Genomic DNA, 12,618 nt, shown 5'->3' on the forward strand with positions numbered 1-12,618 from the left:
GCCGCGGCAAGACTCGCCGTGTTGGTCGCCCGACGCCCTGACGCCGGTCAAGCGCCGCGCTGCGCCGAAGCACGCGGCCGATTGCCGCCCGGCCTGATCCAGGTCAATGGCAATGTCCGCACCGCGCGCGATGCTGGCGCTTCCGTACAGCAGGGCACCCGTGATGATTTCCCTCAACCCCGTCCAGCAGGTCTATCCCTTCGATGCGCGCGGCATCGGCCGGCGCTTCCGCCACGCCGCGATCTTCGGCGCGCTGGACGCGCTCAGTCCGGGCGAGACCATGCGCTTCGTCAACGACCACGAGCCGCTGCCACTGCTGGCGCAGCTGCGCGAGCGCTACGGCGACGGGCTGCTGGTGGAAGCGCGGCAGCGCGAACCCGGCGCATTCGTCATGGACCTGACCATGCTCGAGAAGGGCGGCGAGGACGGCGACGAGTCCTGCGGCTGCTGCGGCAGTTGCGGCTGAGCGGCGCCCCGCCTCAGCCTTCCGCGGGCGGCAGACTGCCCGCGGTACCCGCTTCCCCCGCGACGCAGCGGTTGCGTCCGCCGGCCTTGGCCGCATACAGCGCGGCATCGGCGCGCGCGATCAGCGCGCTTGAACTTTCGCCATCGGCCAGCTGGGCCACGCCGATGCTGACCGTGATCGCCAGCGTGGCGCCGTCCAGTGCGATGCGCAGCGCGGCGATGCGTTCGCGGATGCGTTCCGCGGCTTCCTGCGCCTGCGCCATGCGCGTGTCCGGCAGGATCGCCAGGAATTCCTCGCCGCCGTAACGCGCGCCAAGGTCCGCACCGCGCAGCTCGGCGCGCAACACCTCGGCCAGCGCTACCAGGACATGGTCGCCCTGCGCATGGCCCCAGCGGTCGTTGACGGCCTTGAAGCGATCGATGTCGATCATCAGCACCGACAGCGGCTCGCCGAGGCGTTGCGCGCGCATGCGTTCGGCTTCCAGGCGCTCGCTCGCGCTGCGCCGGTTGGGCAATCCGGTGAGCGCGTCGTGCGCGGCATCGCGACGCGCGCCCAGCAGGTCGACGAGCAGGCGCAGTTGCGCGTGTCCGGCCCACGCGGCCATCCCCGCCAGCAGCACGAACAGCCACGCATCGCTCCACGCATCGGCGACCTCGCGCTCCTGCTGCAAGGCCAGGGCCGCCGCCAGGTTCGCCGCGGGCGCGAGGGCGGCGAGCACGCTGCGGCCCCAGGGCAGGGGCAGCACCGCGAGCTGCGCGGCCAGCACGAACGGGAACAGCCCGTAGCCGATTTCGAGCGCCGCGCCCTGCAGGGGCCCGACCAGCCATTGCAGGAATGCGAATCCGATCGCCTGCGACCAGGCGAAGGCGAGCACCGCCATCGCGGCGGGCATCCGCTCCGCGCCGCGGCCGATGGAAAGCAGGATCGACGCCATGGCCACGCGCAACGGCAGCGCCCGTAGCGAATGCGCTGGATCAAGCCACACCAGGTCCATGGGAATCCATGCCAGGGTAAGCAAGGCGAGTACCGGCGCCAACGCGGCGATGCGCTTGCGGATCAGGGCTTCCTGCGCCGGCCGGCACTCGGCGGGAACGCGGCAACCGCGCACGAATGCGCGCCATGCGCGGCGCCACTGCCGCGATGAAGTCGCGGCGCGTGCGGAGGCCCTGGCGAGGCCGGCCCTCATTTCAGGGGGCCGCCACCGTGCTTCCTTGCGGCACCCCGGTCGCGATCAGGCGCGATAGCCGCTCGTGCAGCGGCTGCGGATCGACGCCGCGTGCGCGCACCCAGTCGCGGTCGAACAGGGTGGCGTCGTAGCGCTCGCCGCGGTCGCACAGCAGGCTGACGATGCTGCCGCGTTCGCCGCGCGCGCGCATGCCCGCGGCCAGGCGCAGGCAGGCGGCAAGGTTGGTGCCGGACGAACCGCCATAGCGGCGGCCCAGCAGGTCTTCGAGCAGCCAGGTCGCGGCGATGGATTCGGCGTCGTCGACTTCGAGCACGGCGTCGACGACTTCGAAGACGAAGCCCGGCTCGACGCGCGGGCGGCCGATGCCCTCGATCAGCGTGGGGCGGGTTGCGCGCGCGGCGCGGTCGCGCGCGTGCCAGCCGTTGGCGAAGCCGCTGCCGGAGGGATCGGCCACGCACAGTCGCGTGGCCACGCCGCGGTAGCGCAGGTAACGGCCGATCGTGGCCGAGGTCCCGCCGGTGCCGGCGCCGCACACGATCCACGCCGGCTCCGGGTCGCGTTCCCGCGACAGTTGCTGCAGGATGGATTCGGCGATGTTGTTGTTGCCGCGCCAGTCGGTGGCGCGTTCGGCCAGGCCGAACTGGTCGAGGTGGCAGGCGCCGCGCGCGGCGTGCCACGCGGCGCGCGCATGCACGTCGGCCGGGTTGTCGACCAGGTCGCAGGTACCGCCGAGCGCCTCGACGTCGCGGATCTTGCGCGGCGCGGTGCAGGCCGGCATCACCGCGGTGAACGGCAGGCCGAGCAGGCGCGCGAACCAGGCTTCCGAAATCGCGGTGCTGCCCGAGGACGCGTCCACGACGGGCTGGCCGCGCTGCAGGCGGCCGTTGCACAGCGCGTACAGGAACAGCGAGCGCGCCAGGCGGTGCTTGAGGCTGCCGGTGGGATGCGCGGCTTCGTCCTTGAAGTAGAAGGCGATGCCGGGAAACCCCGGCAGGTCGAGCTTCAGCAGGTGGGTGTCCGCCGAACGCGCGGCTTCCTGGCGCAGCCTGGCCAGCGCGTCCCGGCACCACGTGCGTTCGTCGTTCGCCACGGGCGCGAGGCAGGGTGCGGCTGCACTCGATGCGGCACGGGCGGCGTCCATGGCTTTCCCTCAGGCCAGTGCGCGCACGCGCGCGGCCAGGTAATCGAAGTAGCGGTCGATGTAGCTGATGCCGTTCTCGCGATCGATCAGGTACGGGTTCATCAGCGTGTGGCGCAGGATCACCAGGCGGTCGGCGGTCTCGTCGAAGCTCGCCGGATCCAGCTGCAGCTGCGCGGCGATGCGGCACATGTCCTCCGCGCCGATGACATCGGGCCGCAGCGTGGTCATCGAGCCGAAGAATTCCTTCATCTGCAGCGGGCGTTGCGGATCGCAGCGCAGTTCCTCGTGCAGGCGGCGCACGAATGCGTTGGCGGCGGCGACGTCGTGGTTGCCGGCCGGATTCAGCGCCAGGCACACCAGGTTGCTGTCGGGAGCGAAGGGCACGCAGGCATGCACGCGGCCGTCCAGTTCCGTGGCGAAGCGCTGCGCGCGGCGGTGAAACGCCTCGGCCGCGAGCACGGTCTGCTTGGGCAACTGGCCGAAGTGCGCATGGTCCAGCGGCAGCACGCGGTGGGTGACGTACACCGCCGCGGCGGCCGCGCCGGACTTGGAGCCCTCCGGTATGAACTGGCCCAGGCGCCGGTAGCGCGCCATGTAGTCATCCGCGCCGGCGCCGTCGAACACGTAGTCGGCTTCCTCGGCGAGCAGTGCCATCGCACGATGGTCGCGGCAGATGAAGGCGCCCGCGCCATACGGCAGGTAGCCGAGCTTGTGCGGGTCGACGGTGACCGAGTCGGTGCCGCCGAGCGCGGCGAACGCGGCGTGCACCTCGGGTTGCGGGAACTGGGCGAAATCCGCGCCGACGTCGGCGCGGCTGCGCAGGCTGCCATCGCCGTTGCGGAACAGCGTGGCCAGATAGCCGCCCCAGGCCGCGTCCACGTGCACGGAAAAGCCCAGCCCGCGCGGCTGCACCGACGCACGCGCGGCAAGGATGCGGTCGATCGGGTCGACGGTGCCGTACTCGGTGGTGCCGAGCACGCCGACCACCATCAGCACCGGCTGGCGTTCGCGCAGGCAGCGCTCCAGCGTCGCCCGCAGCGCGTCGGCGTCCAGGCGCATGCCGCGCTCGGGCAGCAGTTCCAGTTGCGCGCGGCCCAGTCCCAGCAGCTTGAGTCCCTTGCTCCAGGAGTAGTGCGCGGTGATTGGCGCCAGTACGCGCGGTGGTTGCAGCGTCGAGTGGCGCTGGAAGAACCCGACCATCCCCAGCGTCTCGATGCGTTCGGCCTGCACGCGCGCCTGCCAGTCGCGCCGCTGCGCCGCGGGCAGCGCGGCGAGCCAGCGCTGCCAGCCATCCAGCAACGCGATGCCGGCGGCGGGGCCGAGGTTGAATGCGGTCCAGTCGTCTTCCGGCACGCACAGGCCGGGCAGTTCCGAGCGCGGCACGCCGGCGGCGCGCAGCGCGACCGGAAATGCCTTCAGGGCCAGGGCCAGGCGCAGTGCCTGGTAGTTGGCGAGCGTGCCGCCGGAAGTGAGATGGCCGAAGGCGCAGTCGGCGCGCGACGGATCGTCGGGATAGCCGAGCATGCGCGCCAGTTGCAGGCCGGCGCGCACTTCCATCTCGACGGTGACGGGCGCGGCGTCCTCGCTGACGTTGTTGGGGTTGTAGGGCAGGGTGAGCAGCTGCGCGGCAAGCCCCGGCAGCAGCAGGTCCGAGGCCATGTGGCCGATGTAGCGCGGACTGTGGAAAGGCACCGATTTCTTCAGCGCTGCCGACAGTGCGTGCAGCTCGCGCCGCATGTGCGCCTCGAACGCCTGGTATCCGGGCTGCTGCGCGGCGCGCGTGGGGATCGCCGGCGGATCCTCGGGATGGAAGTTGCGCCGCCAGTAGACGTGGTCGCGCAGGAATTCGACGACGAGCTTTTCCAGCAGCGAGTCGTTCTCGCCATAGGGGCCGAGGAAGCAGGCGTCCAGCGCGTCGCGGCCAAGGCCCGGCGGTTCGTTCGCGGCGTGGGCGCTGGCGGCGAGGGGAATGTTCATGCGGTCTCCGTGGCCGGCGCCACCCGGCGCAGCGCGATCTGGGGCCAGCGTAGGCGGGGGATCGTGCGATGGCGTTGACTCAGGTCAAACCCGCGCGAGTGCTTGCGACGACGCACCGCGCCGGCGACGCGGGCAAAAAAAAGCGGGTCCGTCTCCGGACCCGCAATTCCACCATTGTGCTTTCAGCCGGCCAGGCGCGTCGCCTGCACCTGTGGGCGCAACTGGTTGGCGAAGCCATGGTTGACGTCGCGGTGGCCCGCTTCGTCGGCCCGCACCGCCAGCACCACGTCGCGCAGGCGGGCATCGGCCGGCAGCTGCCAGTAATCGCGGGCGATCTTCGGCGCGGGCACGTTCTCGACGCGGCCGCTGTCGATCTCCTGCAGGTACTGGCTGTAGCTCACCACCGCCTGCTCCTCGAAGTAGCCGACCAGGCGGTGCGCGGTGCGCGGCGACAGCAGGTACAGCGCGAGGAAGAAGGTGAAGAAGCCGGCCTGTGCGCCAAGCACCAGCGCGCGCTCGAGGCAGTTCGGGCGCGCGATCTCGATGAAGGTCATCAGGTGCATGCGCTCGTTCTCGGCTTCCTCCATGAGTGCGCGGATCCAGCCGTGGTCGTGCTTCATCCAGCGCAGGCAGCGCAGGTGGATCAGCGCGGCGCCGACCAGGCCGGGCACCGCGGCGACCGTTTCCAGCACGATGGCGCGGTTGCCGTAGCGCTTGGCGAAGAAGGTGTCGGCCATGAAGCGCAGGCCGCGGGTGATGCCGTACGCGAGCCGGTCGGACCAGTCGCGGGTGCTGTGGTGCGTGTCCAGCGCGACGATGGCCGGGGTCTGGACGACGGGGGTGATCAGTGCGGTATTCATGCGGGTTTCGTGTCTCGATCAGCGTTTGTCTTCTGCTGCGGCACACGTTACGCCGATGACGCCGGACACCCTTGACCCGAGTCAAGGCGCGCCCGGCGATGCGGATCGATTCAGCGGCGCATCAGTCAGCTGAACCAGTAAGTGAAGACGCCGAGCGGGTTGTGGGCGCGCGCGATCGAATAGATGGTGAAGAACGTCGCCAGCGCCGCCAGGTAGCACCCCAGCCGCGCCCGCTGCGTCTTCGCGCGCTTCAGCGCGAACACGCCCAGCACGATGTAGACGACGACCAGCGCGACCTTCACCGTGAGCCAGCCGTTGGCGAACATCGCGCCCGGGAGGATCGTCAGCAGCATCAGCGCGGCGGTCAGCAGCGCGGTGTCGACGGCGTAGCTGAACCACTTCACCGGCAACGCCATCGGCCAGCGCGCGCCGCCCAGCGCGAAGGCCCCGCGCAGCGCGAACAGCGTGCCGCTCAGCAGCGCGACGAAGATGTGGAACTGGCGGATCTGCGGGTAGAACTCGTTCATCCGGGTTTGCCGTCCTTGCGCGGCGACAGGTAGATGCGGCCGAGGCGCGCGACCCATGGCGCCAGCGCCACCAGCCAGCCCACGGCCGCAATGGCCTGCCATTGCATCGTATCGCGGGCGAACTCCGCGCCGATGCGGGTCAGCGCCACCAGCTGGATCGCGCCGAAGGCGAACCACGCCGCCTTTGGCATCACTAGCGCGCGGCCGGAATGCCCCTGCGTGACCCGCGTGACCATCGCCACCAGGATGCTGCCGAAGAAGCCGACGAACAGCGCGTGCGCCGGCGCGCGGCCGAGCGCGTACACGCCGCTCAGGAGGTAGGCGAAGCTCTGCGCCGAATACAGCACGAAGGCGATCGGCAGCCAGGCGAGCCCGAGGAACAGCACCGTCAGCAACGCCGGCTTCGGGCCGCTCGGCCACCAGCGCACGCACAGCGCGATCGTCAGCGCGAACAGCGGCACGTCGGCCAGCCAAAGCCAGCCGTATCCGTGCACCAGCTCCAGTGCGAGATGCACCAGCGCCAGGACCCACAACGCCGCCAGCAGCCACAGCGGCCGCCACGGCTTGTAACCGGGCACCGCGTTGCCGGCGAAGAACGGGAACATGCGATGGGCGACGGTCACGTACACCGGCAACAGCAGGCCGAAGCTGCCGAGCTTGATGCTCACGAATGCCCAGATCGGCGCGGCGCCCAGCACGAACGCCGTCCACGCCAGCAGGCCGAGGAGTCCGAGCGCGAGCGCGGCGAAGCACGAACGCGCATGCCAGGTAGTGCCTTTCTCGCGCCATAGCAGCGGCGCCAGCGTCGCCAGCGCGGCGATCCAGCCGGCGAGCGTCATGAACAGGCCGACGGTGATGCCTGCGCTCCAGCCCATCGCGCCGAGCAGCGTCATCAGCTGGCCGCCGAACAGGCCAACGCCCACCGGCGCATAGCGCCAGCGTTCGAAATCGCGCAGGCCCATCCAGCGCGGGAACACGGTCAGCAGGAAGCCGAAGATGAAGCTCGCCAGCATCTGGTACTGCATCACGAAGGCGTGCAGCCAACCGGCATAGGGCTGGGGCTGCGGCATCGCGAAGCGGCCCGAGGCGGACGAGACCAGCCACGCCGCCCACCACAGCATCGCCAGCAGCACGTTGCTGGCGCCGACGAAGAACATCAGCCGGTGCGGCGCCGCGCCCAGCAGCGCGGGCGACAGCGGTGTCCACGCCATAGGCGTCACCCGATCATCCACCGCAGCCACCACAGCACACAGAGGGGATCCGTTCGAGGTCCGCGGACGCGGCGGCGACGCCGGCGCGGCGCAGGCACGCGAGCAGGTCGAATTCATCGAGCATGGTCGAGATGCGCACCGCGCGCCCGGAGGCGTCGGCATCGAGCAGCACGGCGGGGTCGAGCGCGGCAATCGCGCTTTCGATCGCGGGCAGGTCCGGCGCGGGGCCGGTCACGTGGTAACGGAATTCCATGGCAGTCGTTCCTCTGGAGCGATGGCGACAGTGTCCCGTCGGCGCCGCTGGCCCGCCTTGATCCAAATCAGCCGCCTTTGCGTGCCGGCCAAAAGCAAAGCCCCGGCCGAAGCCGGGGCTGCCTGGAACCTGAAGGGCTCAGCGTTCGATTTCCGCCGCGCCCTCCACGGTCGCGCGCTTGGGCGCGACCCACAGCCTGAACACGAACCAGCACAGCGCCAGCGCGCCCACGCTGAAAACCGTGTCGCCCGGCACGCGCATCCACACCAGCATGTCGACGATGGGCTTCTGCATGAACTCGGCCGAGCGGGCGTAGGCGTAGCCGTGCTCGATCGCCGCCAGCAACTGCATCGTGCCCAGCGGCAGCAGGGTGAACACCGCCATCATTCCCAGGCCGATGTTGAAGCACCAGAACGCCACCTTCAGCGCCCGGGTGTCCCATACCATCTGCCCACGCAGCCCGCGCATGCAGAACAGCACCAGCGCGATGCCGAGCATGCCGTACACGCCGAACAGCGCGGTGTGGCCATGCAGCGGGGTGAGGTTGAGGCCCTGCATGTAGTACAGCGACAGCGGCGGGTTGATCAGGAAGCCGAACAGGCCGGCGCCCACCAGGTTCCAGAACGACACCGCGATGAAGAACAGGATCGGCCAGCGATAGCGCGCCATCCACGGCGTCGCCTTGCCCAGCTTGTAAGTGTGGTAGCCCTCGAAGCCGATGTAGGCCAGCGGCACCACTTCCAGCGCGGAGAAGCTCGCGCCCAGCGCGACCACCGCGGTCGGCGTGCCGACGAAGTACAGGTGGTGCAGGGTGCCGAGTACGCCGCCGGCCATGAACACGATGGTGGCGAACAGCACCGCCGTGGTCGCGGTCTTCGTGTTCACCAGTCCGAGCTTGACGAAGATCAGCGACATCACCGCCGCGGCGAAGACCTCGAAGAAGCCCTCCACCCACAGGTGCACGAGCCACCAGCGCCAGTACTCGACCTCGGAAATGTGCGTGTGCTCGCCCCACATCAGCGCCGCGGCGAAGAACAGACCGATGCACACGGTGGACAGGAACAGCAGGCCGACGATCGCCTTGGTGTCGCTGGCAGGGCCGCGCAGGATCGGCCACAGCGCGCGACCGACCAGGGTCAGCCATACCAGCAGGCCCACGAACAGGAACCACTGCCAGAAGCGGCCCATGTCGGCGTATTCCCAGCCCTGGTGGCCGAACCAGAAGTTCAGGTCGAGGCCGAGCTTCTGCATCACCGCCAGCCACTGCCCGGCGAACGAGCCGACCACGATGACCAGCAGGCAGACCCAGAGGAAGTTGACACCCAGGCGCTGGAACCTCGGCTCATGCCCGCTCAATGCCGGCGCGATGTACAGGCCGGTGCCGAGCCACGCGACCGCGATCCACAGCACCGCCAACTGCGTGTGCCAGGTGCGGGTGATCGAGTAGGGCAGGATGTTGGAGAGGTTGAAGCCGTAGGCGACCTGGCCTTCGACCTGGTAGTGCGCGGTCATCGCGCCGAGCAGGATCTGCACCAGGAACAGCGCCAGCACCACCCAGAAATACTTCGCGGTGGCGCGCATCGACGGGGTGATGCGCAGCGCGGCGAGCGGGTCCGTCGCCGGCAGCTTCACCGGGCCGTCCTCGCCGTGCGTGCGGGCGTGGTGCCAGCCGAGCAGGGCGATGCCGGCGATCAGGAACAGCACGCTGAAGGCCGACCACAGCCACAGGGGCGCGGCCGGGCGGTTGCCGACCAGTGGCTCGCTCGGCCAGTTGTTGGTGTAGGTGACCTGCTGGTCGACCACGCCGGCCTGCGTGGGCACCATCGCATCGCCCGGTTCGCGCGGACGCTCGGTGGTCGCGGCCCAGGCCGTCCACCAGAAGAACGCGGTGAGCGCGCGGCGGTGGTCCGCATCGGGCACCGTGTCGTTCTTCATCGCGTAGGCTTCGCGCAGCTTCTGCGTCGTCGGGTCGTTGCCGAACAGGCTCTCGTAGTGCGCGGCGACATTCGACAGCGCGACGACGCGATCGTTGCTGAGCGTTATCGTGCCGGTCGCGGCGTCATACGTGTTCTTGCGCATCATCTCCTGCAGGCGACCCTGCAGCGCGGCCTTGCGTTCGGCCGGCAACTGCGCGTACGTCGCCATAGCGTCGTCGGAGCGCGCCCACAGGTCGAGCACGTTGGTGGCTTCGCGGTGCAGCCAGTCCGCGCTCCAGTCGGGCGCGACGTAGGCACCGTGGCCCCAGATGGAACCCAATTGCATGCCGCCCATCGACTGCCACACCTGGCGGCCGCGTTCGATGTCGGCCTTGGTGTAGACCACCTGGCCGCTCTCGCTCACCACGCGTTCGGGTACTGGCGGCGCGGTACGGAAGATCTCCGTGCCCGCCCACAGCAACACCCCGAACGAGACGATGAGCAGGGCCGCGAGGCCCAGCCACAACTTCCTCGTATTGCTCATGATGGTTCTCCCATTACGTGGCGAGCATGGTCGTTCCCCAACCCACTGCGTGCATTGATTCAGGTCAAGGTGCCCTTCGCATGCTCCCGAACGACCGGAGGGTGGTGGTCGTTAACCGTGGGTCGAGATGCACGCGAGTTTCGCGGCCGCGGAGGAGATCACTCGAGGCCCGGATAGGCGCAGGCCGTAGGATCGGTTGAGCCGAAGGCGAAACCCATCGATGGAAGCAACCTTGCGCCCCTCGTGTAGGACTGGGCGCGCTGGAGTGGTCGCGGACTTAGTCGCGCAGGATCGGCGCCGCCATCGCCTCGAGCGCTTCGCGGCCGACGAGTTCGAGCTCGCGCCGGTCCACGCGCAGCAATCCGTCCTCCTGGAAGCGCTTCAGCACGCGGCTCACAGTTTCCGGCGCCAGGCGCAGGTAGTTGGCGATGTCGGTGCGCGCCATGGTCAGCTGGAAGCGGTTGGCGGAGAAGCCGCGCGCGGCGAGTCGCCGCGACAGGCCGATCAGGAACGCCGCCATGCGCTGGTCCGCCGACCAGTCGCCGGCGAGCAGCGCGGCACGGCCGATGTCGCGGCTGAGCAGCCGGAACAGTTGCCGCTGCAGCCCGGGCAACCGGGTCGCCAGGATGGCGATCTTCGGGAACGAGAAGCGGCACAGCATCACCGTGTCGAGCGCCACGGCGTTGCAGGGGTAGTGGTCGCCATCGATCGCGTTCAGGCCGATGACTTCGCCGGGCAGGTGGAAGCCGAGCACGTGCTCGCGGCCCTCGCGGTCGATCACGTAGGTCTTGACCGTGCCCGCGCGCACCGCCGCGATGGCTTCGAACGGGTCGCCTTCGCGGAAAATGTGCTCGCCGGCGTGGAACGGACCGACGTGCTCGACCAGCACGTGCAGGTCCATCAGCGAGGACTTGTCCATGCCCTCGGCCAGGCAGGCCTGCGAGAACGCGCAGGTCGAGCAGAAGTGCAGGGCGTCGCCGTCGTCCGACAGCGTGCGTGCATCGGTGCGCGGGAATTCCGCGTGCTTCACGCAAGGCTCCATGAGCGGCTCAGATCGCGCGCGAGAAACGCGGAGCGGTCAGGGTGGCGGCTGGCTGGTCTAGGTAGCGGTCGAAGCACATGGCGATGTTACGCAACAGCAGCCGTCCGCGCGATGTGACGAGGATCCGGTCGGCCTCCACGCGCACCAGGCCGTCCTCGGCCAGCGGGTGCAGCTTGTCGAGGGCGTCGGCGAAGTAGTCGGCGAAGTCGATGCCATAGCGCCGCTCCAGCGCGCGCACCGGGATCTCGCCCTGGCACATCAGCGCCTGGATCAGGTCGGCGCGCAGCTGGTCGTCCTCGCTCAGGCGCATGCCGCGGAATACCGGCAGGCGGCCTTCGTCCAGCGCGATCTGCCAGCTGGGCAGGTCGCGCGGATTCTGGCTGAAGCTGTCGCCCACGTGGCTGATCGCGCTGACGCCCAGGCCGATCAGGTCGCTGTCGGCGTGCGTGGTGTAGCCCATGAAATTGCGGTGCAGCCCGCCGCGTGCCTGCGCGATGGCGAGGTCGTCGTCGGGCAGGGCGAAGTGGTCCATGCCGATGTAGACGTAGCCCGCCGCGGTGAGCCTGGTGATGGCCAGCTGCAGCAGCGCGAGCTTGGTCTCGGCGTCGGGCAGGTCATCGGCGTTGAGCTGGCGCTGCGGCTTGAACAACTGCGGCAGGTGCGCATAGCTGTAGACCGCGATGCGGTCCGGGCGCATGCCGGTGACGATGTCGAGCGTCCGCGCGAAGCCCCCGAGGTTCTGCTTGGGCAGGCCGTAGATGAGGTCGACGTTGACGGAACGGAAGCCGTTGGCGCGGCAGGCGTCGACCACCGCGCGGGTCTCCTCGACGCTCTGGATGCGGTTCACCGCCTCCTGCACGGCCGGATCGAAATCCTGCACGCCGAAGCTGGCACGGTTGAAACCCGAATCGGCGAGCTGCGCGATGTCGTCGGGGGTGACGAAACGCGGATCCAGCTCGATCGAGATGTCGCGCTCGCGCGAGCTGGAAAAGCGGAAATGGCTGCGCAGCGTATCGACGACGTCGCGGAGCTGTTGCGGCGACAGGAAATTGGGCGTGCCGCCGCCGAAGTGCAGCTGGATCACCTCGCGGTCGCGGTCGAACAATTGCGCGGTCAGCGCGATCTCGCGGTACAGCCGGGCCAGGTACGCCTCGCCGCGCGCCTTGTCGCGGGTGATGATGCGGTTGCAGCCGCAGTAGAAGCACGGGCTGGTGCAGAACGGCACGTGCACGTACAGCGACAGCCGTCGCGGGATCGGATCGCCATTGCTCGCGATGGCCGCGTCGCGCAGTTCCGCCTCGCCGAAGCCGGCATGGAACTGCGGCGCGGTCGGGTATGAGGTGTAGCGCGGCCCGGGCCGGTCGTAGCGGCGCAGCAGGTCGGAGTCGAAGGCCATGGTGTCGTTTGCCATGGCCGGCAAGGTAGAGGGCGGGCAGGGGGGGCTGCCTTGACTGGGGTCAAATGAAGGCGGGCTGGTCCGCGCGGCAGGCGATCC

11 protein-coding genes are annotated in these 12,618 nt (G+C 69.6%); 1 reads left to right on the top strand and 10 read right to left on the bottom strand.

Annotation, left to right across the window (positions count from 1 at the left end; all coding sequences use genetic code 11):
- The first annotated feature begins 112 nt into the window (after window positions 1-112).
- Window positions 113-466: a DUF2249 domain-containing protein gene (locus tag BP05_RS01405; RefSeq protein ID WP_496359700.1), complete on the top strand. Its 354-nt coding sequence runs from the start codon at window positions 113-115 to the stop codon at window positions 464-466.
- Between the two features lie 13 nt (window positions 467-479).
- Here BP05_RS01405 and BP05_RS01410 read toward each other — a convergent pair whose 3' ends face one another.
- The 10 genes from BP05_RS01410 to hemN form a co-directional block, all read right to left on the bottom strand.
- Window positions 480-1,574 carry a GGDEF domain-containing protein gene (locus BP05_RS01410; RefSeq protein ID WP_496359702.1) on the bottom strand — a complete coding sequence of 365 codons (1,095 nt, stop codon included), beginning with the start codon at window positions 1,572-1,574 and terminating at the stop codon, window positions 480-482.
- 79 nt (window positions 1,575-1,653) lie between these two features.
- Complete coding sequence (locus tag BP05_RS01415; RefSeq protein ID WP_496359704.1) at window positions 1,654-2,793, bottom strand: PLP-dependent cysteine synthase family protein; 1,140 nt, start codon at window positions 2,791-2,793, stop codon at window positions 1,654-1,656.
- Between the two features lie 9 nt (window positions 2,794-2,802).
- Complete coding sequence (locus tag BP05_RS01420) at window positions 2,803-4,770, bottom strand: pyridoxal phosphate-dependent decarboxylase family protein (RefSeq protein ID WP_496359706.1); 1,968 nt, start codon at window positions 4,768-4,770, stop codon at window positions 2,803-2,805.
- A gap of 182 nt (window positions 4,771-4,952) precedes the next feature.
- Window positions 4,953-5,630, bottom strand: a complete 678-nt coding sequence (locus BP05_RS01425; RefSeq protein WP_496359708.1) for an alternative oxidase — start codon at window positions 5,628-5,630, stop codon at window positions 4,953-4,955.
- 125 nt (window positions 5,631-5,755) lie between these two features.
- Entirely contained in the window at window positions 5,756-6,157 is a 402-nt protein-coding gene (locus BP05_RS01430) for a SirB2 family protein (RefSeq protein ID WP_496359710.1), read from the bottom strand.
- A complete protein-coding gene (locus BP05_RS01435) occupies window positions 6,154-7,368 on the bottom strand; it encodes an NnrS family protein (protein ID WP_496359712.1) in 1,215 nt (404 codons plus the stop codon). Before BP05_RS01435 ends, BP05_RS01430 begins: the two co-directional genes overlap by 4 nt.
- A 13-nt stretch (window positions 7,369-7,381) precedes the next feature.
- Window positions 7,382-7,621 carry a hypothetical protein gene (locus BP05_RS01440; protein WP_496359714.1) on the bottom strand — a complete coding sequence of 80 codons (240 nt, stop codon included), beginning with the start codon at window positions 7,619-7,621 and terminating at the stop codon, window positions 7,382-7,384.
- Window positions 7,622-7,759: 138 nt separating this feature from the next.
- Entirely contained in the window at window positions 7,760-10,081 is a 2,322-nt protein-coding gene (locus BP05_RS01445; protein ID WP_496359716.1) for a nitric-oxide reductase large subunit, read from the bottom strand.
- Window positions 10,082-10,358: 277 nt separating this feature from the next.
- Window positions 10,359-11,123 (bottom strand): cyclic nucleotide-binding domain-containing protein, encoded by a 765-nt coding sequence (locus tag BP05_RS01450; RefSeq protein WP_496359718.1) that lies wholly within the window; start codon window positions 11,121-11,123, stop codon window positions 10,359-10,361.
- Window positions 11,124-11,130: 7 nt separating this feature from the next.
- On the bottom strand, window positions 11,131-12,534 hold the full coding sequence (gene hemN, locus BP05_RS01455) for an oxygen-independent coproporphyrinogen III oxidase (RefSeq protein WP_496359720.1): 1,404 nt from the start codon (window positions 12,532-12,534) through the stop codon (window positions 11,131-11,133).
- Window positions 12,535-12,618 lie beyond the last annotated feature (84 nt).

The sequence above is a fragment of the Lysobacter oryzae DSM 21044 genome, assembly GCF_059568595.1.

What these genes read in the sequence shown, in the direction of transcription:
- BP05_RS01425 (WP_496359708.1), bottom strand. Translation starts at nt 5,630, where the DNA reads ATGAATACCGCACTGATCACCCCCGTCGTCCAGACCCCGGCCATCGTC.
- BP05_RS01420 (WP_496359706.1), bottom strand. Translation starts at nt 4,770, where the DNA reads ATGAACATTCCCCTCGCCGCCAGCGCCCACGCCGCGAACGAACCGCCG.
- BP05_RS01435 (WP_496359712.1), bottom strand. Translation starts at nt 7,368, where the DNA reads ATGGCGTGGACACCGCTGTCGCCCGCGCTGCTGGGCGCGGCGCCGCAC.
- BP05_RS01445 (WP_496359716.1), bottom strand. Translation starts at nt 10,081, where the DNA reads ATGAGCAATACGAGGAAGTTGTGGCTGGGCCTCGCGGCCCTGCTCATC.
- BP05_RS01440 (WP_496359714.1), bottom strand. Translation starts at nt 7,621, where the DNA reads ATGGAATTCCGTTACCACGTGACCGGCCCCGCGCCGGACCTGCCCGCG.
- BP05_RS01430 (WP_496359710.1), bottom strand. Translation starts at nt 6,157, where the DNA reads ATGAACGAGTTCTACCCGCAGATCCGCCAGTTCCACATCTTCGTCGCG.
- BP05_RS01450 (WP_496359718.1), bottom strand. Translation starts at nt 11,123, where the DNA reads ATGGAGCCTTGCGTGAAGCACGCGGAATTCCCGCGCACCGATGCACGC.
- hemN (WP_496359720.1), bottom strand. Translation starts at nt 12,534, where the DNA reads ATGGCAAACGACACCATGGCCTTCGACTCCGACCTGCTGCGCCGCTAC.
- BP05_RS01415 (WP_496359704.1), bottom strand. Translation starts at nt 2,793, where the DNA reads ATGGACGCCGCCCGTGCCGCATCGAGTGCAGCCGCACCCTGCCTCGCG.
- BP05_RS01405 (WP_496359700.1), top strand. Translation starts at nt 113, where the DNA reads ATGTCCGCACCGCGCGCGATGCTGGCGCTTCCGTACAGCAGGGCACCC.